The 22,467-nt window shown below is 63.1% G+C and carries 20 protein-coding genes and 1 pseudogene; 6 read left to right on the forward strand and 15 right to left on the reverse strand.

The window, feature by feature from the left end; all coding sequences use genetic code 11:
• Positions 1-106: 106 nt before the first annotated feature.
• The 5 genes from G4D79_RS11910 to G4D79_RS11930 are packed head-to-tail and all read right to left on the reverse strand — an operon-like array spanning position 107 to position 4,601.
• Positions 107-736, reverse strand: coding sequence for a response regulator transcription factor (locus G4D79_RS11910; protein WP_003940330.1), 630 nt, complete (start codon positions 734-736; stop codon positions 107-109).
• Positions 733-1,857, reverse strand: coding sequence for a sensor histidine kinase (locus tag G4D79_RS11915; RefSeq protein WP_064114428.1), 1,125 nt, complete (start codon positions 1,855-1,857; stop codon positions 733-735). The genes G4D79_RS11910 and G4D79_RS11915 overlap by 4 nt, the downstream gene beginning before the upstream one ends.
• Positions 1,858-2,652 carry an ABC transporter permease gene (locus G4D79_RS11920; RefSeq protein ID WP_019745005.1) on the reverse strand — a complete coding sequence of 265 codons (795 nt, stop codon included), beginning with the start codon at positions 2,650-2,652 and terminating at the stop codon, positions 1,858-1,860. It abuts the gene before it with no gap.
• Positions 2,652-3,608: an ABC transporter ATP-binding protein gene (locus G4D79_RS11925; protein ID WP_003940598.1), complete on the reverse strand. Its 957-nt coding sequence runs from the start codon at positions 3,606-3,608 to the stop codon at positions 2,652-2,654. The genes G4D79_RS11920 and G4D79_RS11925 overlap by 1 nt, the downstream gene beginning before the upstream one ends.
• Before the next feature lie 45 nt (positions 3,609-3,653).
• Positions 3,654-4,601 (reverse strand): DMT family transporter, encoded by a 948-nt coding sequence (locus G4D79_RS11930; protein ID WP_003940332.1) that lies wholly within the window; start codon positions 4,599-4,601, stop codon positions 3,654-3,656.
• A gap of 68 nt (positions 4,602-4,669) precedes the next feature.
• On the opposite strand from G4D79_RS11930, the gene G4D79_RS11935 reads away from it, so the two are divergent.
• Both G4D79_RS11935 and G4D79_RS11940 read left to right on the forward strand, forming a co-directional pair.
• The gene (locus tag G4D79_RS11935; RefSeq protein ID WP_003939872.1) at positions 4,670-5,215 is read left to right on the forward strand and encodes a CGNR zinc finger domain-containing protein; all 546 of its coding nucleotides are present in this window, start codon (positions 4,670-4,672) and stop codon (positions 5,213-5,215) included.
• Positions 5,216-5,328: 113 nt separating this feature from the next.
• The gene (locus tag G4D79_RS11940) at positions 5,329-6,627 is read left to right on the forward strand and encodes an NtaA/DmoA family FMN-dependent monooxygenase (RefSeq protein WP_054827157.1); all 1,299 of its coding nucleotides are present in this window, start codon (positions 5,329-5,331) and stop codon (positions 6,625-6,627) included.
• Here the strand turns inward: G4D79_RS11940 and G4D79_RS11945 are convergent.
• Both G4D79_RS11945 and pruA read right to left on the reverse strand, forming a co-directional pair.
• Positions 6,624-7,589: a proline dehydrogenase family protein gene (locus G4D79_RS11945; RefSeq protein ID WP_003940479.1), complete on the reverse strand. Its 966-nt coding sequence runs from the start codon at positions 7,587-7,589 to the stop codon at positions 6,624-6,626. The two genes, G4D79_RS11940 and G4D79_RS11945, sit on opposite strands and share 4 nt — an antisense overlap.
• Positions 7,589-9,250, reverse strand: coding sequence for an L-glutamate gamma-semialdehyde dehydrogenase (gene pruA / locus G4D79_RS11950; RefSeq protein WP_099698078.1), 1,662 nt, complete (start codon positions 9,248-9,250; stop codon positions 7,589-7,591). The genes G4D79_RS11945 and pruA overlap by 1 nt, the downstream gene beginning before the upstream one ends.
• A 195-nt stretch (positions 9,251-9,445) precedes the next feature.
• Between pruA and G4D79_RS11955 the strand changes: the two genes are divergently transcribed.
• From G4D79_RS11955 to G4D79_RS11965, 3 genes are read left to right on the forward strand one after another with little or no spacing between them, the layout of a single operon-like run.
• The gene (locus tag G4D79_RS11955; protein ID WP_099698088.1) at positions 9,446-11,116 is read left to right on the forward strand and encodes a CdaR family transcriptional regulator; all 1,671 of its coding nucleotides are present in this window, start codon (positions 9,446-9,448) and stop codon (positions 11,114-11,116) included.
• Complete coding sequence (locus G4D79_RS11960; protein WP_099698077.1) at positions 11,113-11,430, forward strand: nuclear transport factor 2 family protein; 318 nt, start codon at positions 11,113-11,115, stop codon at positions 11,428-11,430. The genes G4D79_RS11955 and G4D79_RS11960 overlap by 4 nt, the downstream gene beginning before the upstream one ends.
• Entirely contained in the window at positions 11,430-12,530 is a 1,101-nt protein-coding gene (locus G4D79_RS11965) for a DNA alkylation repair protein (RefSeq protein ID WP_099698076.1), read from the forward strand. The genes G4D79_RS11960 and G4D79_RS11965 overlap by 1 nt, the downstream gene beginning before the upstream one ends.
• 11 nt (positions 12,531-12,541) lie before the next feature.
• Here the strand turns inward: G4D79_RS11965 and G4D79_RS11970 are convergent, their stop codons facing one another.
• The 3 genes and pseudogenes from G4D79_RS11970 to G4D79_RS11980 all read right to left on the reverse strand — a co-directional run bounded on the left by G4D79_RS11970 (position 12,542) and on the right by G4D79_RS11980 (position 14,544).
• On the reverse strand, positions 12,542-12,988 hold the full coding sequence (locus tag G4D79_RS11970; RefSeq protein ID WP_003940294.1) for a DUF2752 domain-containing protein: 447 nt from the start codon (positions 12,986-12,988) through the stop codon (positions 12,542-12,544).
• Positions 12,989-13,038: 50 nt separating this feature from the next.
• Positions 13,039-13,328, reverse strand: a pseudogene (locus G4D79_RS11975) (CD225/dispanin family protein).
• A gap of 166 nt (positions 13,329-13,494) precedes the next feature.
• Positions 13,495-14,544: an ABC transporter substrate-binding protein gene (locus G4D79_RS11980; RefSeq protein ID WP_235867860.1), complete on the reverse strand. Its 1,050-nt coding sequence runs from the start codon at positions 14,542-14,544 to the stop codon at positions 13,495-13,497.
• 372 nt (positions 14,545-14,916) lie between these two features.
• Between G4D79_RS11980 and G4D79_RS11985 the strand changes: the two genes are divergently transcribed.
• Positions 14,917-16,005 carry a 3-deoxy-7-phosphoheptulonate synthase gene (locus tag G4D79_RS11985; protein WP_003940571.1) on the forward strand — a complete coding sequence of 363 codons (1,089 nt, stop codon included), beginning with the start codon at positions 14,917-14,919 and terminating at the stop codon, positions 16,003-16,005.
• 54 nt (positions 16,006-16,059) lie between these two features.
• Here G4D79_RS11985 and G4D79_RS11990 read toward each other — a convergent pair whose 3' ends face one another.
• The 5 genes from G4D79_RS11990 to G4D79_RS12010 are packed head-to-tail and all read right to left on the reverse strand — an operon-like array spanning position 16,060 to position 22,451.
• Positions 16,060-16,863, reverse strand: coding sequence for a sugar phosphate isomerase/epimerase (locus tag G4D79_RS11990; protein ID WP_064443833.1), 804 nt, complete (start codon positions 16,861-16,863; stop codon positions 16,060-16,062).
• A complete protein-coding gene (locus G4D79_RS11995; RefSeq protein ID WP_099698074.1) occupies positions 16,860-18,587 on the reverse strand; it encodes an FAD-dependent oxidoreductase in 1,728 nt (575 codons plus the stop codon). Before G4D79_RS11995 ends, G4D79_RS11990 begins: the two co-directional genes overlap by 4 nt.
• Positions 18,584-19,678 (reverse strand): Gfo/Idh/MocA family protein, encoded by a 1,095-nt coding sequence (locus G4D79_RS12000; protein WP_099698073.1) that lies wholly within the window; start codon positions 19,676-19,678, stop codon positions 18,584-18,586. The genes G4D79_RS11995 and G4D79_RS12000 overlap by 4 nt, the downstream gene beginning before the upstream one ends.
• Positions 19,678-20,502: an aldo/keto reductase gene (locus G4D79_RS12005; RefSeq protein WP_099698072.1), complete on the reverse strand. Its 825-nt coding sequence runs from the start codon at positions 20,500-20,502 to the stop codon at positions 19,678-19,680. The genes G4D79_RS12000 and G4D79_RS12005 overlap by 1 nt, the downstream gene beginning before the upstream one ends.
• Positions 20,499-22,451: an FAD-dependent oxidoreductase gene (locus tag G4D79_RS12010; RefSeq protein WP_180279622.1), complete on the reverse strand. Its 1,953-nt coding sequence runs from the start codon at positions 22,449-22,451 to the stop codon at positions 20,499-20,501. The genes G4D79_RS12005 and G4D79_RS12010 overlap by 4 nt, the downstream gene beginning before the upstream one ends.
• Positions 22,452-22,467: the final 16 nt, after the last annotated feature.

Below are 22,467 nucleotides of genomic sequence, written 5' to 3' on the forward strand. Positions count from 1 at the left end.
AAAATCCCTAGGGTAGAAGGTCCCTACTTTGAGTGATCTGGACAAATCGCCATCACGAATCGAACGGCGAACTATTTGCCGGGGAAGGCTATTCCAGACGCGCGGATCAGAGCCAGCCGTTCGACTCGGCGATTCTGACGGCTTCCGCGCGCGTCGACGCACCCGTCTTACCCATCGCGGATGACAGATGATTTCGAACTGTCCCGGCAGACAGGAAGAGCGCCCCTGCGATGGCTGCCACGGGTGCGCCGTCGTGAGCGGCGCGCAGTACTTGGGTCTCACGCTCCGTCAGGGGCGACTCGCCGCTGACGAGGCTGTCGGCTGCAAGGGTGGGATCGACGACGCGCAGTCCGGCGTGGACACGCCTGACCGCGTCGGCAAGCTGCCTGGCGGGGGTGTCCTTGACGACGAACCCGCCGGCCCCGGCGTGCAGGGCTTTACGAAGAAATCCGGGACGGCCGAACGTGGTGACGATCAGAACCCGGGTGTCGGGTGCTGCCTCGCGAAGGGCCGCCGTCGCGGCGATTCCGTCCATGCCGGGCATCTCGACGTCCAGAAGCGCGACGTCCGGGCGGTGTTCGAGAACGGCGGACACCACCTCGTCGCCGCGACCGACCTCGGCCACCACGGACAGGTCGGATTCCAGATCGAGCAGCGCGGCCAAAGCTCCTCGCACGAGCGCCTGATCGTCCGCCAAGAGCAGCCGTATGGTTGCTCGATCGCCCTGGCTGTTCACTCTGTCTCCTGTTCGACTACCTGAAGTGCAAACCCCTGCGGCTGGGGATGAGTGATGATCACTCGTGCGCCCGACGCTCCGGCGCGCTCGCGCAATCCGATCAGACCGTTTCCGGAAGACGTCGACTCGGCCCCTCGTCCGTCGTCGACGACCGACGCACTATTCTCGTCGACCGTGATCCGGCAGTGGGTCGCACCGCTGTGTCGAACGACGTTGGTGACGCCCTCACGGATCGTCCATGCAAAGAGTTCCCGAAGACGCGTGGGAACCATGTCGGTGCTGCTCGGCACGTCGTCTTCGATACCTGCCGCACGCAAAGCCTCTCGCGCTCGGGCTATCTCGACGGGTAGCGAAATCCCACGAAATCCTTCGACGGCCGAGCGCACGTCTGCCAACGCGTCACGAGAAAGTCTTTCGAGGTCGTCGAGTTCGTTGCGCGCACGTTCGATATCGACATCGAGTAGGCGATTGGCCAGTTCGGCTTTGATCGTGATGACGGTCAGCGAGTGCCCGAGGATGTCGTGCAGATCGCGCGCCATCCTCGTTCGCTCCTCCATGATTGCCCGCTGCTCCTGCTCTTCGCGTTCATGGAGTATGGCGAAGTTGCGGCTGATCAGGGACATGATTCCCCAGGTCGCGAACGCGGCCGCGCAGACTCCGAGTGAGAGTCCGGAGTAGTTCCCCCATCCGGACGAGAGGCTGACTATCTCCACGGAGGCCGCGAACACCAAGGCGAGAATGCCGCCGGCGACGGTCGGCAACAGTGTCACCGCTGTCACCGCGAGGTACGGTGCTGCTGCCAAACCTGTCGGCCCGACGCTCACGATCATCACGGCGGCCAACGCGGTCAAGGCGGACAGAGCCAGTGCAGCTTCGCGAATCGTCGGCCGAGTCATTGTCATTCGACGCCGCTGCTGCGTTGTGGCGAACGTGTAGAGATAGAGCGCACTGAAGGCGACCGTCGCGAGAATCCCTGTCCAGCCGCGCAGTTCGTCGCGCAGATTCCATCCCTCGATCAGCGGCCCGCCGAGAAATACCATCCAGACCGCCGCGAAGAGAACGCCGAAACGATTCCGCCGCGGGAGCGCGACGGAATCTTCTCGGTCAGTCGTTTGCGACAACTACACACGCTCCGTATCTCGTTGGAACCGCCAGATCGCTCCGCCGGCGAAGATGGCGAACCACACCAGGATATTGACGATCCAGGTCCAGTGAATGCTATTGCCCGTCAACGGTGCGTGGGCGAGGGCGTTGATGCCGAACATCGGGGTGAACTGTGCGATGGTCGCCCATACGGAACCGTCGGTGAGTGGTACGAAGAGTCCGCCGCCGAATGCGAGCAGAGCCAGTCCCGGTCCGAGCAACTGCATGACGTTCTCACTGGGGAGTAGGTACCCCATGAACAGGCCGAAGGCCGCGAAGATCGACGATCCCAGCCAGGCGATCAATGCCGTTGTGAACCAGAGTGATCCGTCCATCTGCGCCGAGGTGAACGCGCCGACGACGTAGACCACGAGAATCGAGACGAGACCGAGCAGCATCGCCATGATCAGTTTGACGGCGATGTAGGCGACCGGGGTCAGGGGAGTCAGCCGAAGTTGTCGGCTCCACCCGGACGCTCGTTCGATCGAGACCATCGCGCCGCCGCTGGTGGTGGCCAGCATCGCGCCGTACAGGGCCATGCTGATCATGATGTACGCGGCGACATTGCCGTGCCCGATCCCGTGGTCGTCGTCGCCTTGACCGAGACCGAAGACGAGGAAGAAGACAACCGGCATGACGAGCGTGAAGATCATCGTGCGCCGGTTGCGAGTCAGGCGACGAAATTCCAGTCGCAGTAGCGTCGTGTTGAATCCGCCGAGAGGTACGACGGTTCGCTCGGCTCCGTAGGTATTCGCTTCGGTTGCAGTGGTCATCACTTCTGTCCTTCGGAGTTGTTCGACGTGAGTGCGATGAATGCGTCTTCGAGGCCACGCGAGACGATTTCGAGATCGCGAGCCTGGGTATTGGTCAACAGGAACCGTGCAACGGCATCGGTGTCACCCGAGTGCACGAGCAGTGACTCACCGCGCACCTCGACGGCGTCGGAGTTCGGTATGGCTCGCAGGAGTTCGTCGGTGATGCCTGGAACAGTCGCGCGCAGGGTGCGTCCGGACGCCATCGCCTTGACCTCGGCGGTGGTCCCGTCTGCGACCACGGTGCCTTGCCTGACCAGGATGATGCGGTCGGCGTAGACATCGGCCTCTTCGAGGTAGTGCGTCGCAAAAAGCACAGTGCGACCGTGATCTGCGTCGGCGCGGATGGCGGACCAAAAGTCCCGACGCCCTTCGACGTCCATGCCGGTGGTGGGCTCGTCGAGAATGAGCAATTGCGGGTTCGACAGCAACGCCATCGCAAATCGCAACCGCTGTTGTTGTCCGCCTGAGCATTTGCTGACCAGGCGATCGGAGATGTCGAGGATTCCGGCTCTCCCCAGCACTTCGTCGACCGGACGGGATTGGGAGTACAGGCTGGCGGTCAGCTGCACAGTCTCGGCAACCGTCAGCTCTTTCAGTAGTCCGCCGGTCTGCATGACTGCCGAGACGAGTCCGCGGGCAATCGCCGATCGAGGTGACATTCCGAAGACGCTCACCTCGCCTGACGTCGGCCGGGACAGGCCGAGGATCATGTCGATGGTTGTCGTCTTGCCTGCGCCGTTCGGGCCGAGGAACGCGACGATCTCGCCGGGGCGGATGCTCAGGTCGATACCTTTGACGGCGTCGACGGTTCCGAAACTCTTGCGAAGTCCGGTCAACCGGACGGCGTCGTGTGCCGATCCTTCAGTGAGTGTGTGCAGTGCCTGTGGTGAATGCCGTGCCTGTGTTGAGGTCATACATAGAATCTGCTCGCTTCGAGGTCGTGATCCCTCGTCCGTCCGTCATTCTTCTGCCATGACATTTGTCATCGGGTCGGCCGGTATCTGTTTCGGTGCAACCTGACCGAGGCGCGCGAGGACCAACCCCGCGATGATTGCTGCGCCACCTACAGCTTGGAGTGCGGTGACGGATTCCCCGACCAGGATCCACGCGGCGACGACCGCGCACAGCACTTCGGTCAGCGCTACCAGAGACCCGATTGTCGGCCCCAGCAGCGTGATCGCGGCGATGCCGGTGAGATAGGCAATGACAGTGCTGACCAGGACCAGGACCACCACCGGCAGCCACACGTTCACCGAATGGTCTGCCACGACGGCGTTCGAGGCCGAGAACTGGAGGGGGAGGACGCCTACGAGTCCGAGCGCGCCGATGACCACTGCACTGACCGTGAGCCCCGATGCCGCGAGAACAACAGGATGGAGATCACCGTCCGCACGTTCGGAAATGACGAAATAGACTGCAAGGCATGCCGCGGCGGCCAGTCCCCAGGCGACTCCGACGGCACTGATCTCTGCCGATCCGAAGACGTCGATCACCACGGCGGCGCCGATCAAGGCCACCGCCGCACCGAGAAGCGTCTGCACGCTCGGACGTGCGCCCTTGGTTATCCACACCCACCCGATGACGATGATCGGTGCAAGGTACTCGAGAAGCAATGCGACGCCGACCGAAAGATGTTGCACGGCATTGAAGAAGCACAGTTGAACGCCCGAGATCGCGAACACCCCGTACAGCAGTACCGTTCGCGTGTGGGTGCTCACCTGTCGTAGGCGAGGCCATTGGGTGGCTACGGCGATCACCATCATCACCAGTGCGCCGCCGGCAACGCGCGCGAACACTGCGCCGCCGGGGGACCACCCTGATTCGATGAGAGATTTCGCGAACGGGCCCGATACGCCGAACGTTGCCGCGGACAGCAGAGCGAAGATCAAGCCGTTGCGAGAGTTCACGTCGTCACCCGTCAGGAGTAAAAGCGATTACGATGCTGACATTAGGTTGATACGGCTCAGGAGTCAAAGTGCATTTTGCTGGTGACACGGAATCGGCGCTCGTCTTCGCCGCGTCGTTGGTCAACACGGCCCGCGGCGGGGCCGAACTGCTTCCGGATCAAGAGGAGCTGACACGGTTTCTCGACGCGGATCGCTGGACCGGCAGGCGGGACGGCACACCGGAGGAATTGACGGCGGTTCGTGCGCTGCGTCCACGACTGCGAAAGTTCTGGGAAGCCGCGGGAGTGGACGACGCCGTCGAGGTGGTGAACACACTGCTACTCGAGTCGGGCGCGAGGCCGCGGCTCACCAGGCACGACGACCTCGGCTGGCACCTGCACGTCACCGCTGACGATTCGCCACTGGTGGACCGGATGGCCGCAGAAGCGGCGATGGGTGTGCTCGATCTGATCCGAACCGACGAATTCTCGAGGTTGCGATGGTGTGAGGCCCCGGACTGCGAAGCGGTCTTCGTGGATTTGTCGCGCAATCGTTCGAAGCGATACTGCGACACCGGAAACTGTGGGAACAGGGCGCACGTCGCCGCCTATCGTGCCCGTAAATCCGGGGCGTGACCAAGCGGCGTTCGGAGGGATAGAACCAGGCTGAGTGAATACCTTGTCGGGAGCCAGGATCGGTCTAGCGTTGTGAATTCGGAACAGATTTCGCGAAGCCAGGAGGATGGTCGGTGGCCGATCGTAGGCGTCCACTCAAGACGGTGACCGGTGTCAGCGGGGCGGTGAGTATCTACGACGCAGCGATCGATCCGACGACGTCGACGGTCGCGTCCGCGATCGACGTCGCAAAGACGGCCGAGGCGAACAAGATCGACGGACTGTTTGCCGCCGACCTGCTGAGTTTCGGCGCGCAGGGCGCGATCGGTGCGCAGGAGCCGTTGATCTTCCTTGCCGCGCTGAGTGCGGTCACCACCCATGTGGGGCTCATCGCCACCGTCACGACGACGTTTCATCACCCATTCAACCTGGCACGGTTGTTCGGCACCCTGGACCACGTCAGCAATGGTCGAGCCGCATGGAATGCCGTCACTTCCTCACTCGGAGAAGAGAACTACAGCGACCTGGACCTGCCGAGTCCGGAGGAGCGGTACGCCCGAGCGGCCGAATCGCTCGAGGTGGTCAACGCGCTCTTCGACAGCTGGAAGCCCGGCGCCTTGATCCGGGGAGAGGGCTCTGCGGTGCTAGATCCGTCGAGGGTGGTCCCCATCGAGCACCGAGGCAAGTACTTCACCGTACAGGGGCCGTTGAACATTCCATCCCTGCCGCAGCGTCGTCCGGTCCAATTCCAGGCAGGCCAATCTGCCGGAGGTATCGAACTGGGTGCTCGCTTCGCCGAGGTCGTATTCACTTCTCTCGCAACCTTCGAGGACGCGGTCACCTACACGAAGACGATCCGCGCCAGGGCGGCAGAGTTGGGGCGTGGGGACGAACTGCCACTGATTTTCAGCTCGTTCCACGCAACGTACGGCGCTACCGAAGCCGAAGTCGAACGATTGGTCAGAGAAGCCGAGGAATCGACGGACTTCGACGCCGGACGCACCAGGCTTGCCGACATGTTCGGCGGTGACGTGGATTTCTCGGAATTGCCGCTGGATCGGCCGATCCCGGAGTCGTTGTTGCCGGACCCGTCGTCGGTGAATCGACGACGGGGCCGGGTCGAGATCTTCGGCAAGCTCGCATCACAAGGAAAGACTCTGCGTGAGTTGATCATCGCGTCCAAGGACACCGGCCACTGGGCAGCGGCGGGCACCCCGGAACAGCTCGCGGACGCGATCGAGGAACGATACGACGCGGGCGTACTCGACGTCATCACGCTCGGTGACCTTGCCGATCCGCGTACACGCGATTTCGTCACGAACGGGCTGCTGCCGGAGCTGCGCAAGCGCGGAATCGTGGGATCCGACTACGTCGGCGGTACCTTTCGCGAAAACCTCGAGTTGCCACCGCTGCCAACGGTTTCCGGTGTCTAGTTGTTGGAAGCGAGTGAGCGCATGAAGAACATGAGGTTGGCCGGTCTTTCCGCGAGGCGACGCATGAAGTAGCCGTACCACTGGCTGCCGTAGGGAACGTAGACCCGCAGGTGATTGCCTTCGGCTACCAATCTGCGTTGTTCGCCGTCGCGGATGCCGAAGAGCATCTGGAACTCGAAATCCGCGGCTGTCCGCTCGGTCAGTGTGGCGAGTCCGAGGGCGGCGTCGATCATGGTGGGATCGTGGGAGGCCACCATCGGGTATCCGTCACCTTCCATCAAGACCTTCAGGCAACGCACGTACGACGCGTCGACTTCGGCGGCCTTTTGGAACGCGACGCCGGCCGGTTCCTTGTATGCACCCTTGCACAGCCGAATTCGTGAACCTGATCCGGAGAAGTGCCGGCAGTCGGCCTCGGTGCGGTGTAGATACGCCTGCAGGACCGTGCCGAGCGTCGGGAAGTCGCGGCGCAACTCTTCGACGATGGACAGTGTCGAGTCGGTGGTGGTGTGATCCTCCGCATCGACGGTGACCCACGCGCCCACTTCGTCTGCCGCTGTGACGATTCGGTGAGCGTTCGCCAGGGCGATCTTCTCGCCGTCACCGGGAAGTGACTGCCCCAACGCGGAGAGCTTGAGCGAAACCTCCAGGGAGTGTTGCGTCCCGGCAATCTCGGAAAGCGTTGCGTACGAGCGGAGAAGGGAGAGATAGGCATCGACGGTAGCTGTTGCCTGAGCCGGATCGGTGGTGTCCTCGCCGAGGTAGTCGACCGTCACGAACCGGCCACTGGTGAGGATGTCGCGCACCGCTGACATCGCTGCGGGTTCCGCGTCCCCGGCGACGAACCTGTCTACAAGCTTGCGGGTCAAGGTCATCCCGGAGACTGTCTTCTCCAGTCGCGACGAGCGTGCCGCCGCGAGGAGCACCGGGCGCAGTGGGTTGCTCAGCGAGACGGCACTCATCAACGGTTCTCGCTCTCGGCTGGATCGACGTCCTGGTGGGGGTAACGATGATCGGTGGGAGGAACGAAGGTTTCCTTGACGGTGCGTGTCGACGCCCAACGGAGCAGATTCTGCGGCGAACCGGCCTTGTCGTTGGTACCCGAAGCCCGCGCACCTCCGAAGGGTTGTTGTCCGACAACCGCTCCCGTCGGCTTGTCGTTGACGTAGAAGTTTCCGGCGGCGAACCGCAGGCCATGATGAGCTTGATCGACGGCCGCACGGTCGGTGGCGATCACGGCGCCGGTCAGGGCGTAAGCGGATCCGCTGTCGACGCGCGCGAGGATGTCGGCGTAGGCATTGGGTGCGGAGTCGTCGTAGACGTGAAGCGAAAGGATGGGACCGAAGTACTCGGTGCTGAAGGCTTCGTCGCTCGGGTCGTCACCGAGTAGGACCGTCGGTGAGATGAAGAATCCTTCACGGTCGTCGTAGTCGCCGCCTGCTGCGATGGTGAGGCTGCTGGTCGACTTGGCGCGGACGATCGCGGCGGCGTTTCGGTCGAACGAACGTTGGTCGATGACGGCGCCGCCGAAGTTCGTCAGGTCGGTGACGTCTCCGTACTTCAGCGTCGACACAGTGTCGATGAACGTGTCGCCCATCTTGGCCCACACCGACTTCGGGATGAACGCCCGTGATGCGGCCGAACATTTCTGGCCCTGGTAGTCGAAGGCCCCGCGAATCAATGCCGTCGTGAGTACGTCCGGGTCAGCGGAACTGTGTGCGAGTACAAAATCCTTGCCGCCGGTTTCGCCGACGAGACGCGGATACGTCCGGTAGTTCGAGATGTTGGCTCCGACCTCACGCCACAAACGCTGGAACGTTGCGGTGGATCCGGTGAAGTGGATACCCGCCAGTCGGGGGTCGGCAAGCGCGACCTCGGACACCAAGGGGCCGTCGCCGAGAACAAGATTGATCACCCCGGGCGGGAGGCCGGCAGCTTCGAGTAGTTGCATTGTCAGGTACGCCGCGACGGCCTGCGTGGGTGACGGCTTCCAGATCACGGTGTTGCCCATCAGGGCCGGTGCTGTGGGGAGATTTCCGGCGATGGCGGTGAAATTGAAGGGAGTGATCGCGTAGACGAAACCTTCGAGTGGACGATATTCGACGCGATTCCACACTCCCGGAGCGGAAACGGGTTGGTCGGCGAGTATCTGACGTGCGAACGCGACGTTGAAACGCCAGAAGTCGATCAGTTCGCAGGGCGCGTCGATCTCGGCCTGGTATGCGGTCTTCGACTGGCCGAGCATTGTTGCGGCGGCGATGGTTTCGCGCCACGGGCCGGAAAGTAGATCGGCGGCGCGGAGGAAGACCGCAGCGCGGTCGTCGAACGAGAGGTCGCGCCAGGCCGGGGCGGCGAGTGTAGCGGCGTCGATGGCATCACGAACATCCGAGTGCGTTGCGCCCGCAAACGATCCGATGACCGAGCTGTGACGGTGTGGTTGAACTACGTTCTGTCGCTTACCTTCCGCAGTTCGGTGGATGCCGCCGATGACCTGCCTGATGTCGGTCGGCGATTCGGCCAGTTCGGTCAGTTTCGTACGGAGGCGCGATCGTTCCGGGCTTCCCGGCGCGTAATTGTTCACCGGTTCGTTGGCTGGGTGGGGGACATTGGTAACGGCGTCCATGACGATCCTTCGGCAGACTCAGGAGTGGGCAGTTGTCGTGTCGTGAACCAGTCAAGTCGAAAGACGTCGGCGAGTAATCCGCTGAGCGGCCAAACATCGGTGTCCGTGTTTGTCCGATCGGCTGAACCGTTTTCGCAGGAAAATGCACTATTCTCGAAGTTGAGGCGTTGCGACGGTCCGGAGAGTGGGTGGTACGTGTCTATCCGTGGGGTCAGGCTCGACGCGGTCCTTCGGGCGCTGGGCGGAGCTTTTGTCGAGCTCGTCCTCGCGCCGTCAGGTGATGACGTCTTCGTCGACTCCGTGGTGTTCGCAGAGGTCGGGGACCTCACGCGCCCCAGAACCGCGGCCGTCGAATCCTCTGAGCTCTGGCTCGCTGTCGGTATCGGCGCAGCCGAATTGGCGGCCTGGCTGAACCGCCTCGATCAGAAGGGATCAGCGCCTCGGGCCGTCATGTCGAAGGAGGCCTCGGACACGTCGGTGCGTGCGGCGGCACAGCGCGCCGGGATCGCCTTGATAGCGGTCCATCCGGATGCTCGTTGGGATCGATTGTTCACGACCATCCGGGGCGTGCTCGATCATTCGGTGTCCCGACAGGATTCGGACGACATCGTATTCGGTAGTGACACAGACTTGTTCGAGCTGGCGCAGAACGTCGCCGCAATCACGCGGGGGATGGTCAGCATCGAGGACGAGCATTCCCACGTCTTGGCCTATTCGGCATCGGGAGATGCTGCGGACGAGCTACGTCGGCAATCAATCCTCGGCCGCGAAGGACCTCGCGAATACCTCCGAAAGCTACAGGAGTGGGGCGTCTTCGAGAGCCTGCGGCGAAGCGACGACGTAGTGGAGGTGCCCGCTCACGACGACCTTGCGATCAGGCGACGGTTGGTGGTTCCGATTCGGAGAATATCCGACAATGTCAAGGGGGAGAGCGGTTTCAGCTCTGATCTTCTCGGCACGATCTGGGTGCAGGAAGGCCCGGTTCCCATTGCCGGCGATGCCGACAGCGTGCTCCGCGGTGCCGCGGCCGTTGCTGCTCGGCTGATTTCGCGCATCCGAGACGCGCCGAGTAACGAGGCGATACAGATTCAGCGGTTGCTCGGGGTTCGCGGCGGCGGTGTCGACGTTCCTTCGCTCGCCGCCTCGTTGACCATCCCGATGTCCGGACCGGCGATGGTGGTCGGAGTGGCGAGTATCGGAAACGGTGGGCTGCCGTCTTCGGGCGAACTCGTGTCGTCTTTGCGACTGCACGCCAGCGCCTTTCAGCGTGAATCGCTGGTGAGTGCCGTCGGCACCCGGATCTATGTGCTGTTTCCGCGAACCCAATCCGTGAAATCCACAGTCTCGTGGACCCGCGAAGTTGTCGCGCGTTTGGACAAGGTGTCGCCTTCGGGGCTACGGGCCGCGGTCTCGTCGCCGGTTTCGACGCTTGCGGAGGTGGCCCAGGCTCGGGCCGAAGTGGATCGGGTCTTGGACGGAACGTCGGGGGATGTTCGTGTGACCACCCTCGCGGACTCGCGCACACCGGTGCTGCTGGGCGAAATCATGGACACCATTGCGGCCGACGAGCAACTGCACGATCCGAGAGTCGACGCCCTGGACGTCTACGACAGACGCAACGGGTCGAACATGCGCGAAAGCATCTCCGTTTACCTCGCACATTCGGGCGATGTCCGACGTGCATCCGAGCAGCTTCGGATTCACCCGAACACCCTCAGGTATCGGATCAAGAGGGTCGAGGAGATCACGGATACCGACCTCTCCGAGCCGTCGGCCAGGCTGTTGATGGAGATTCAGTTGGCGGCGTCTGCTCGGGCAGTGAGTTCGCCGAACCTGTCGGTCCCCAGCAGTACTCTTCGCGAATGATCGACTCAGCGAAGGTGCCAGGCGCAGCGCGCGCGTATTTCGACGGCGGCGACGTCCGCGGCGTTTTCACCGAAGGCGCAGTGGTTCGTGACGACGGCCGTACGTATGTCGGGATCGAAGAAATCGTGGCGTGGAAGTCCGCCGTGTCGACGGCGTTCACCTTCACCCAGAAGATCGAGTCGGTCAACACCCCAGGCTCGGCCGTTGTCGTGTCGGTGAAGGTCGAGGGTGATTTTCCCGGAAGCCCCGTCCAGTTACATCACCATTTCACTCTCGACGGTGATCGGATTTCCGCTCTCACGGTGTGCCCCTGATGCCCACCGCTGACGAACTGCTCGGGAAATCCGTCGTCGCCGATCTGGCAGGCTGTCTAGAGCGAGCCTCCGGTCACACACGCCTCGCCCTCGTTCGGGGTAGTACATCCGAATTCGACGGTATGAGTCTCGGCGAACGTACGCGCGTTGTGCGGGATGCGATGACTGCCGAACTGCCTCAGGATCTTCCGGCCTTCGCCGAGATCATCCGCCGTGCGCTTTCAGAAGAGACCTTCACCGGTTGGATGATCTGGCCGGTGACCGAAGCCGTCGCCGTCACGGCGACACGAAGTGGCTCCGAGTCGGATTTCGACGAGGGAATGGCTCTGCTTGCCGAGTTGACGTCGCGTCTGACGGCCGAATTCGCAATTCGCACATTTCTCGAAACGAACCTTGACCGTTCGCTGGCGATCGCACTCACCTGGACCGGCCATGAAGACGAACACGTCCGGCGCTTGGCGACCGAAGGCACTCGTACTCGTTTGCCCTGGGGAAGGCGAGTGAAAGAATTGACGGCGCGTCCCGAGTCGACAATCGTCATTCTCGACGAGCTGTATCGGGATGATTCGGAATATGTACGACGTTCGGTCGCAAACCATCTCAACGATCTCAGTCGTGCTGACGCTGCGCTCGCAGTATCGACTGCGAAGCGTTGGCTGCAGACACCGGATGCCAACACACTGAAAATCGTCAAACATGCATTGCGGACGTTGATCAAGGCCGGCGATCCAGATGCTCTGTCCCTCTTGGGGTTCTCGCCGCCCACCGACGTCGTGGTCGAGGGGTTCGTCATCGACCGCGAAACAGTTGATGCGGGTGGAGAACTCACCTTCGACTTCGCCGTCACGAACAACGGCAGCGAGTCCGTCACGGTCGTGATCGATTACATCGTCCACCACGTGAAGGCCAACGGGACCACGACGCCCAAGGTCTTCAAACTGACAACACGAACGCTGGAACCCGGGGTGCCGGCCCTTATCGCGAAGAGGCATTCCTTCAAACCGATCAGCACCCGGAAGTACTACGCCGGCGAACATGCCGTCGAGGTGCAGATCAACGGCGTACGCCAGGTGCGAGGTGTATTCCGTTTGGACGTGTGAGGAGATCCGGCCTAGACGCGGAGACCGGCAAATATCGGGATCGGGGCTATGCGGACCGTCGTCCAGATCAACACGAGTGTCAAGATCACAGCCGGTGACCAGCGCAACTGATGCCAGAGCACGACGGGTCTTCCACGGGTGCGGGCGGTCGTCCACGAGACGTACGTGAACGCCAGTGCAAGCAGCATCACGAGGCCAAACGCATTGAAACGCATCGCTGCACCGAAATCGCCGTGGATGAGGCTGTACACCATCCGAGTGCTACCGCAACCGGGACAATTGACGTTGAACAGCGCTTTGGTCGGACAAACGGGAATGACCCCACCAGGTGTGGTGGGGTCACTCCAGGAGATGAAGGCGCACAGCGCAATTGCCGTGAACGCAACTGCCGCTGGCGCCTTCAGTGCGGCGAGTCGTGATATGTCATCGTTCTCGGTGTCACCACAATTCGGTGTCATTGCAGTTCGGTGTTTGGCCGTCGATCAGTGTCGCCGGTCGGCGTCGGCGGTCACAGGGAACTCGATCCGGCTAGGACGACGACAAAAAGGAAGTACAGAACAGCGACGGCAACACCTGCGCCGACTGACCACAAGGCGAACTTCTTGGCATCGTCAGCTGATTTTCGCGCAGCGTCGAACTGACCTTGGGCCACAAAGTGTTGACCTGGCTTGATTTGACGATCGAGACGATGCCGAGCGGGAGGCAGCAGAACACTGTCACGAGAATCGCCCAGACCAGATTGTTGTCAGGCGGAGGGCCGACCGGTTGTTGCTGGCCGTAGTACGGGTTCTGCGTCATTGGTCACCTAGCGTTCGGAGAAACAGGGCGTTCGGAGAAACACCCTCTGACGTGCGAAGAGCACGGGCAGGTGACAACATAATCCGTTTCCGAGTGAGTCAGTATCGACTGTTCGTATGACAGAGAATCCGGTTGATTTCTGATTCGGAAGGCGATGCCGAAGACGTCAGCGCATGACCTGTACCTGCTCGGCGATGTCAGCGGCCAGGGCCATCGCAGTCAGAGCGAGGCCGTTGTTGAGGTCATATCGCAGATGCCCGACATGGCCGTCCTGGACAGCGCGGACTCGTTTCCACGTGGGCGACTCGGCTTCCACAGCGTCGGGGTTCTGTAGCAAGACGAAGTCGGCCTGGTCGAAGATCGCAAGCTCCTCGAGGCTGTAGAAAGTCGAATCCTTCCGATCAGGTGCGGCATGGGCAGCGTCGGTCAAGACGTTCAAGCCGAGGTCCTGCGCAACCGAGACGGCGAACGTGTTGTTCTGCAGCCAGATCTGACCGCTGTCTGCGCCGGCGATCGCAATCGACTTGCCTTCGAGGAGACCACCGATCTTGGCCCGCGCTTGCGCAAGTTCGGCGTTGTATCGGGCGATGACGCGTTCGGCGACTTCGCGGCGATCGAGAGCCGTGAGCTGCGCGGTCATGGCCTGCTTCCACGACGAGATCGTCGTGCCCTCGTCGACGACGAGCACCGGTGCGATGTCAGTGCCGAGCAGGCCCTTGTCCTGGTAGTAATCCCACCAGCCTTTCCCGACGACCAAAAGATCGGGGTCGTGGCTCAGTATCGATTCGGCATTCGGTTCGTTGTTCGTCCCACCGAGGCGAGCCGCGCCGGCGGGTACCTGGCGCATGAGTTGAGACTTCGGATCCCAATTGGTCGCGACGATCGGGTACTCGGCAAGTAGTGCAAAATCGAGGGCGCCTCGAGCTTCGAGCACCACGACGCGCTTGGGGTCCCGCGGGAGGCGGTAGGCCTGGTCCGCGACGACGATGTCGACCCACTCGTCGGAGGCTTCGGTGCCGCTGGATTCGCTCGAACATGCAGAGAGTGCGCCTAGTGCACCGAGCGCCGCCGCACCGGCCAGGAATCCGCGTCGTGTCAAGGAATCGATCAGACGGGTGAACTCGCCGTCCACATCTCTTGTCGACTGCAAGGGGGTATCGGTCGCAAAACGGGACACCGTCGGGTGGAAGGTTTCGGTCGATTCGATCACAGGCATGAGAAGGCGCAGCTCCATCTGATGTTCCGGGCATTGGCAGGTGCCTGACCAACGTATTCGAATTCCGTAGCCGCAGCCTTGCTCGAAAGCGCCAATCGCTCAGCGGATTTGGCCATTCGTCACGGGCTCGTGCCACGGGACTCTCCCCTCGGATTCGGCTCGTTGTGGAGGGGCGCGCCCATCTGATCCGAACTCGAGGTATCGTGGCCGACATGCAGCGCGTCTATTTCTGGTTTAGCAGGCCGGCCCCGGGTGGGCCTGCCGGCGTAACCACGCGCTGACAACCTCCACCCAAGAGCCGGACTACAGACCGGCTCGCTGGAGTTTCTCTTCATCTCTGGGGTCGGCCTGAGAACAGGAAACCGAAAACCCATGACTGTCACCATCGACACCACCGCAGCTTCGGACAGCCTCGACGATCAGCGCACTGTGAGTATCAGTCCGCTCGTGTCACCGGCGACTGTTCGCGCTCAGCACGCTCCGGACGAGGTCGCGGCCGCCACTGTGCGCACCGGTCGGGCCGACACCATCAACATCCTCAACGGTGACGACGATCGTTTGATCGTCGTAGTCGGTCCGTGCTCTGTGCACGATCCGGAAGCGGCGATGGACTACGCCCGCCGGTTGGCCGCCAAGGCCGAAGAACTGCGGGACGATCTGCACATCGTCATGCGCGTCTACTTCGAAAAGCCGCGCACCACACTCGGGTGGAAGGGCCTGCTCAACGACCCCCACCTCGACGGCACGTTCGACATCAACACCGGGCTCGGTATCGGCCGCAAGTTGCTTCTCGACGTGTCGAGCCTGGGCCTGCCTGTCGGCTGCGAGTTCCTTGATCCGATCATGCCTCAGTACATTGCCGACCTGGTCAGCTACGGTGCGATCGGCGCCCGGACCGCCGCCAGTCAGGTTCACCGTCAGCTGTGCAGCGCGCTGTCCATGCCCGTCGGTATCAAGAACTCCACCGAAGGCGACGTACAGGTAGCCGTCGACGGCACCCGCGCCGCGGCAGCGAGCCACGTGTTCCCCGGAACGGACCTCGACGGCCAGGCTGCCTTGATCCGTACCGCGGGCAACCCCGACTGCCATGTCATTCTTCGTGGTGGTAGCGACGGACCGAACTACGATGCCGAGACAGTCGCGGACACCCTTGCCCGCCTGCGTAAGTCGAACCTGCCCGAGCGCGTGGTCATCGACGCGAGCCACGGTAACAGCAGCAAGGACCATGAGCGTCAGGTCATCGTGCTCGACGACATTGCCCGACGTCTGACCGAGGGCGAGCAGGGAATCGCGGGCGTCATGTTGGAGAGTTTCATCGAGGCCGGCCGTCAGGACCTGACCTTGGGCAAGGCGGACGAGCTCACCTACGGCCAGTCGATCACCGACGCGTGCATCGACTGGTCCACCACCGCAGCGCAGTTGGACCGTCTGGCGCAGGCCGTTGCGGCTCGGAGGGGCTGACGCCCCCGTGCGCCTTTTTGGTAGCGCCAACTACCAAAAAGGCGCACAGGGCCGCTAGGCCAACACTTCTCGCGTGGCCTCGACCAGGCGTTCCAGCCAGGCATCCGTGCCGACGGCCTGACGCAGTGGCTCGTTGGGCAGTTCGATGCTGACCGGCAGTCCGGCAGGCAAAGTCGACCAGATGTCGGCCAGGGCTATGCCGCCGGTGCCGGGCACCAGACGCTCCTCGCGGGCCTGACGGATCAGCTCTGCGTCCCCAGTGGGAGCGGGGGTCGAACCGTCGCACATCTGGGCGTAGTGCAACCACTCGCGAGGGATGGACGCAAGATCCTCGAGCGTTGTCGCCGAGCGGTCGGTGTGCAATGCGTCGACGAGGACACTGCGAGCCGGACCGTCTGCCGCCGAGACGATCTCGATGGCCGCACGCGCATCGGGCACCGCAGTCCACGGCATGAATTCGAGCGAGGCGACGATGCCGTAGTTCGCGCACAGTTCAGCGAGGCGGGCATAGGAGTCCGTGAGCCGAGCGCGGTCGCGGTCGTCGCCGCCCACCAGAACGGCTTTGGCTCCGAGCTGTGCTCCGGCTTCGAGCAGCGGAGCGTAGTCGGTGGGGTCGAAGTCGGCTGCAAGACGGATGATTTCGAGGTCGAATACCTCGACCGGTGAATCGCCCAGTCGACGCACCAGTTCGTCCAACGACTGCTTGTCCTCGTGCAGAGGGTAGGCCGTCGTACCTGGTGCCGCAGGCATCAGACGGATACCGATGGTGTCGAAGCCGTGCTTTTCAGCCAAGGCGACGTGCTGCATCGGTGCGGTGTCGAGCACTGTGAGGGCTGCCAGTCCGAGTGAGAGTGTCATGCGTGCGCTCCAACTGTCTCGGCTCCGGCCAGTTCCCGGCCGGCCAGGTAACCGAATGTCATGGCCGGTCCGAGGTTGATGCCCCCGGACGGGTAGTGCCCGCCCATCACGCTCGCCTGATCGACGCCGACGGCGAGCAACCCCTCGATGGGGCGGTCGTTGTCATCGAGAACCTGCGACGACGAGTCCGTGACCAGTCCGGCGAAGGTGCCGAAACTCCCTGGCACGACTTTCACCGCGTAGTACGGACCCTTCTGCAAGGGCGCGAGCGACGGGTTCGGCCACGGATTGGAAGCATCTCCGGAACCTCGGTTGAACGGTGTTGTACCGCGACCGAACTCGGGGTCTTCACCGGCCACGGCCCCGATATTGAAAGCTGCGACGGTTTTCTCCAACTGCACGGGGTCGACGCCGATCTTCTCGGCCAAGTCCCGAAGAGTGCGCCCACGCGTGAGGTACCCCGAGCGCAGGTACGGCTGGATCGGGATCGGCAAGGGCTTCGCCATGCCCAGCGGGAGGTATCGCACATACTGTTGATCGGCAATCAACCACGAGCACACCTCTTCGCCCTCGGGAACCTGCTCGACCATCGCGAGTGTGTAGTCGTGATAGCCGAGTGCTTCGTTGACAAACCGCTTGCCGTTCGCGAGAACTCCGATGACACCGGGCTTTCCGCGATCGAGGATGTGCGGGAACACACCTTCCTTGCCGTTGCGGTAGCGAACGATGGAGACGGGGCAGTACGCAACGGGGGAGGCGAGGGTGCGGTCGAGTCGGCCGCCCACGGATTCGCCGAGGGTGATGCCGTCGCCGGTGGTTGTCTTCGGGGTGAGCGACCAGTGCTCGTTTCCGGTGGGGGTGCGCGGGAACAGTTCGCGTCGTCGGTCGATGTCCTGGGCGAATCCGCCGGTGGCGAGTACGACACCACGTCGGGCAGTTACCGAGTACGCGCCGTCCGGACCTTCGAGGCGGACGCCGACAACGCGGCCGTCGTCATCGGTCTGCAACGCGGTCGCGAACGTCTTCACCCGAAACTCGACGCCGAGATCGAGCGCTGAGCGAAGCATCATGCCGACAAGCGCAGTGCCGTTGACGAGTTGCTGACCACGACGCTTGGTGGCGAGATCGAACATGTGCTTAGTCACCCGAACACCACAGTGCACAAAGGCTTTTGGTGAGCGGGTCGAGTGCAGGAAAGCCTGCAGGTCGGGCCCGGCCATGATGCCCATACCGAGGAACGACGTTTCGTACAGCTGCCGACGCAGTAGCGCCGCGACATCTGGTCCGAGCTTTCGCAGACTCACCGGTTTCGGTCCGACGGAACGGTGACCCGTGCCGGCGCCCGGTGTGTCACCGTGAATATCGGCGATCTTGGCTCCGGGCACGAACTTCAGAGCAGTCTTGCGTTCGAAGAACTCGACCATCTCCGGGGCGCCGTCGAGGAGTGCATCAACTTTGGCGGCGTCGAAGTTGTCGCCGAGTCGGTTTTCCAGATATGTCCGCGGTGCCGAGCGATCCTCGACAACCCCGTCGGCGATGGCAAACATGTTGCGTGGGGTCCACATCCACCCGCCCGACCAGGCCGTTGCGCCGCCGCAGGTGTCGGCCTTCTCGACGACGAGGACGGACGCGCCGCCATGTGCTGCGGCAATTGCTGTGGAAAGCCCGCCTGCGCCGGAGCCCACGACAACCACGTCGTAGGTGAGGGGGGTACTGCTACTCATTTCTGCTCCTTGGCAGTTGTTGCGAGGGTCGGTGTCGATATCAGCTCGACAACCTTGCCCATTCGTGACGATTCGTAGATTGCGGCGATGATGGCAAGTGATGCGCGGGCGTCCCGGCCGGTGACGGCGGGTTCGCGCCCGGTCAGGACGGCGTCGGCGAAGTCTTGCACCTGCAGGGTGTGGAAGTCGGTCAGTGCCGCATTGACCGCGCCCACATCAAGATTCGCATCGATGTCCGCGGAGTACGGCGACCGGAACTCCACTTCGCTCGGCACCGTCCAGATTTCGTTGACACCCTCGTGCCCTTCGGGGAACTCGAGGACACTGGCGATGGCACCGGTGCGCCCGATCACCGTGACGCGGTTGCCCAGGTTGTGATTGGCACCCGTTGTCGCTGTGACGGTTGCGGTGCCGCCTGAAGCAAACGAAATCACTGCTGACGCGCTGTCTTCCGTCTCGATGTGCTCACCGTGCGTGTGAGTGCGGATGAAGCCACTGACCGAGACGGCTTCGCCCATGAACCAGGCCAGCATGTCGATCTGGTGCACGGCCTGTGTCATGAGCACGCCACCGCCGTCGGTGTCCCAGCGTCCGCGCCACGCGTCGGCCGAGTAGTAACTAGACGGGCGGTGCAGGATCACCGACGCCTCACCGAGCATGGGTAGTCCGATCCGCCCGTCGTCGATGGCGTCGCGGATCCGACGTGCTGCCGGCCAGAATCGGCGTTGGAAGAGCACCCCGAAGGTGATACCGGCGCGGTCGGTGGCCTCGATCATGCGGTCGGCGGCAGCAACATCGACTGCGATGGGCTTCTCGCACAAAACATGTACACCCGCGTCGGCAGCGGCCACGACTACCTCTTCGTGTACCGGGTGAGGTGTGCATACCGTGCAGGCGTCGAGGCCTAGAGCAAGCAGTTCGTCAACGGAACGTACGGCGGAGGGAATGCTGTGGAGCGCAGCGAACTCCTGGGCGCGTCCGAGATCGGGATCGCAGCAGCCGATTACCTCGACGCCGGGGACTTGTTGTAGAGCTCTGGCATGGTTGCCGGCGATCTTGCCGCAGCCGACGATTCCGACTTTCAATGTCATCAGAAATGTTCCTCTGCTTCGACGTCCCGCGCCGCAGATTCGCCGCGGTCGAGACTGTTCAGTGCTTCGATGTCCTCGCCGGATAGGGTGACGTCGAGTGCTGCCAGGTTCTCGGCCTGACGCGTCGGGTTCGCTGATCGCGCGACCGGAACCACACCCTGCGCGACGTGCCATGCGAGCACCACTTGAGCTGGTGTGCAACCGATTCGACCGGCGATCTCCCCGACCACGGCGTTGTCGAGCACGTCACCCCGACCGAGCGGGCTCCACGACTGAGTGAAGATTCCGAGTTCGTCGTTGGCGCGGCGCACCGGAATTCGCGCGAGCGACGGGTCCATCTGAATCTGGTTGACTGCCGGTGCCTCGCCGGTTTCGGCGACGACGCGGCGCAGGTGGTGCTCGAGGAAGTTCGACACACCCACGTACCGAACCAGTCCGGCGTCGCGGCAGGCCAGCATCGACTCGAACGACGCGACATAGCGATCGATTCGCGGGAGTGGCCAGTGGATCAGGAACAGATCCAGCTGGTCGAGTCCCAGTAGTTCCAGACTCTGCTCGAGGGCGCCCCGAATGTCGCCGGAAACCTGGTCGTTGCCACGAAGTTTGGTGGTGACGAACAGTTCTTCTCGCGGCACACCTGATTCCGCCAGCGCCACACCGACGGCGCTCTCGTTGCCGTAGATCGCGGCGGTGTCGATGAGGCGGTACCCGGCCTCGATGCCGGAGAGAACCGAGTTCGTGGCGTCGGCACCGACCAGGGGCCAGGTTCCGAGTCCAATGGGCGGCAATGCAGTTGCCACGGGTGTGGCTGCCTGTGTGGTCATGCGTGAACCTCCTGACGTGCCGCAGCGGCGGCGGTGATCGCGACGGCAACGTCGGCTGCGGTCACGAGTGCGGCATGGATGGACCCGCCGTCACCGCTCGCGTCGCCGACGGTATGTACTCCGAGTCGTGGTGCCAGTGAACGGAGTTCGGCAAGAAGTTCCGAACGCGGCTCGACGCCTTGCGAGATCAGCAGTTCGCCCGGAGCATCGACCTCGCTCAGCACACCGGCCGTCGAAATCGTGACGCGGTCAGCGGCGACTGTGGTGACGATCGAGCTGAGGTAGGTCGTGAGGTTCTCACTTGCGGCCAGGCGCGGCAGCAGCACGATCTTTCCGCGGCGTCCGACGTCGTGCGCGATGGTTTCCTGCGGGCCGATCATCACGACCTGGGTGCCCTTCTGAAGGAGATCGTCGGCGACGGCCGCAGCCTCACGGTCGGCGCCGAAGATGGTGACAGCGGCAGGAGCTGGATCGCCGGAGACGAGGAATTCGCGGACGTCGCGAACGGTACGGGTTGCTGCTCCGGGGAGATCGACCACGGGGCCGACGCCGCCGGCGGCAAGAACTATGGCGTCGAAATCGACACCGGAGAGCAAAGCAGCATCTACCCGGGTCGAGGTGTGGCAGTGGACCCCGAGTTCAGCCAGTTCCGCGGCGTACCAGTCCACGATCCGTCCATATTCGGGATACTCGTGAAGCTTCGATGCCAGAGCGAAGTCGCCACCGAGGCTGGGTCGCTCGTCGTACAGGTCGACGCGGTGACCGGCAAGTGCGAGGTCGCGGGCAGCGGCCATTCCCGACGGCCCGGCACCGATGACGGCGACCCGCACGGTGGCATCAGCCGGCTTTGTAGGCTGATCCAATTCGCGGCCGACCCACGGGTTGACGGAGCAGGGAATGGGGCCGGCGGCCAGGCTGTCGATGCAGTAGTTGCAGGCAATGCAAGGGCGGTACCGGCCACCGTCGATGGCGCGATTCGGGAAGTCCGGATCTGCGTGCAGCGTACGAGCCATGCTGACGAAGTTCGCCTGCCCGGATTCGATGATCCGCGCAGCGATCTCCGGCGACGTGATGCGTCCGGCCACTCCCACCGGGATGTCGAAGTCGCGCTGGTACTGCTCGGAGTACGGCGCGAGGAGACCGCGCGACCATTCACCGGGCTGGATGATCCACTGTCCCGCTTCGTAGTTGCCGGCCGAGACGTCGAGGAAATCGAGTCGGTCGGTGTCGATGGCGCCGATGCGAGCGCGAGTCATCTCGGCGTCGAGTCCGCCGTCGATGCCTTCGAAGGCTGAGAATCGGAGTCCCAGAGTGATTCCCGGTGCGTGCTCGTGGACGGAGGCGATGACCTTGTTGACGAACAAGGTGGGGTCGGCCCACTCGTCGTCGCGGTGATTGTAAGCAGGGGAGAGGAACTGGTGGATCAGATACCCGTGGCCACCGTGCAGGGAGATGACGTCGACGCCGGCCTGCTGGCAGCGTGCCGCGGCTTCACCGAAACATTCGATGATGTGCTCGATGTCGTCGCCGTCGAGTTGTTCTGGCATCTCGCCGCCGACAACCAAACACGGAATCGGTGTCGGGGCAACGGGAACAAACCCGCTGACAGAACCTTGCGCCGTACGTCCACCGTGGTTGAGTTCGACTCCGACGAGGGCGCCGTGAGCGTGGATCGCGTCGGTCATCTTCTTGATGCCGGGAATCCGTTCGTCGACGTCGACGCCCATCTGCCGGATGCGTCCCTTGCCGTCGGCACGCACGTAGCTCGCTTCGGTGAAGATCAGTGCAGCACCACCTTCGGCGCGGCGGGCGAGGTACGCGATGTACTCGTCCGTCATGGTGCCGTCGACTTCGCAGTAGTTGCGTTCCATCGGGGCGGACACGAACCGGTTCCGGAGGCGGACGCTGCCCATGTCGAGAGGTTCGGCGAACGGCGCAGTCACGTTCATCAGTGCTCCTGGTACT

The sequence above is a fragment of the Rhodococcus sp. WY5 genome (assembly GCF_018588185.1).
GTDB lineage: Bacteria > Actinomycetota > Actinomycetes > Mycobacteriales > Mycobacteriaceae > Rhodococcus_F > Rhodococcus_F qingshengii.

Bases quoted from the DNA above. Each gene is read 5' to 3' on its own strand.
- G4D79_RS11920 (WP_019745005.1), bottom strand. From the start codon at position 2,652: ATGACCACTGCAACCGAAGCGAATACCTACGGAGCCGAGCGAACCGTC.
- G4D79_RS11925 (WP_003940598.1), bottom strand. From the start codon at position 3,608: ATGACCTCAACACAGGCACGGCATTCACCACAGGCACTGCACACACTC.
- G4D79_RS11945 (WP_003940479.1), bottom strand. From the start codon at position 7,589: ATGAGTGCCGTCTCGCTGAGCAACCCACTGCGCCCGGTGCTCCTCGCG.
- pruA (WP_099698078.1), bottom strand. From the start codon at position 9,250: ATGGACGCCGTTACCAATGTCCCCCACCCAGCCAACGAACCGGTGAAC.
- G4D79_RS11960 (WP_099698077.1), top strand. From the start codon at position 11,113: ATGATCGACTCAGCGAAGGTGCCAGGCGCAGCGCGCGCGTATTTCGAC.
- G4D79_RS11965 (WP_099698076.1), top strand. From the start codon at position 11,430: ATGCCCACCGCTGACGAACTGCTCGGGAAATCCGTCGTCGCCGATCTG.
- G4D79_RS11970 (WP_003940294.1), bottom strand. From the start codon at position 12,988: ATGACACCGAATTGTGGTGACACCGAGAACGATGACATATCACGACTC.
- G4D79_RS11980 (WP_235867860.1), bottom strand. From the start codon at position 14,544: ATGCCTGTGATCGAATCGACCGAAACCTTCCACCCGACGGTGTCCCGT.
- G4D79_RS11985 (WP_003940571.1), top strand. From the start codon at position 14,917: ATGACTGTCACCATCGACACCACCGCAGCTTCGGACAGCCTCGACGAT.
- G4D79_RS11990 (WP_064443833.1), bottom strand. From the start codon at position 16,863: ATGACACTCTCACTCGGACTGGCAGCCCTCACAGTGCTCGACACCGCA.
- G4D79_RS11995 (WP_099698074.1), bottom strand. From the start codon at position 18,587: ATGAGTAGCAGTACCCCCCTCACCTACGACGTGGTTGTCGTGGGCTCC.
- G4D79_RS12000 (WP_099698073.1), bottom strand. From the start codon at position 19,678: ATGACATTGAAAGTCGGAATCGTCGGCTGCGGCAAGATCGCCGGCAAC.
- G4D79_RS12005 (WP_099698072.1), bottom strand. From the start codon at position 20,502: ATGACCACACAGGCAGCCACACCCGTGGCAACTGCATTGCCGCCCATT.
- G4D79_RS12010 (WP_180279622.1), bottom strand. From the start codon at position 22,451: ATGAACGTGACTGCGCCGTTCGCCGAACCTCTCGACATGGGCAGCGTC.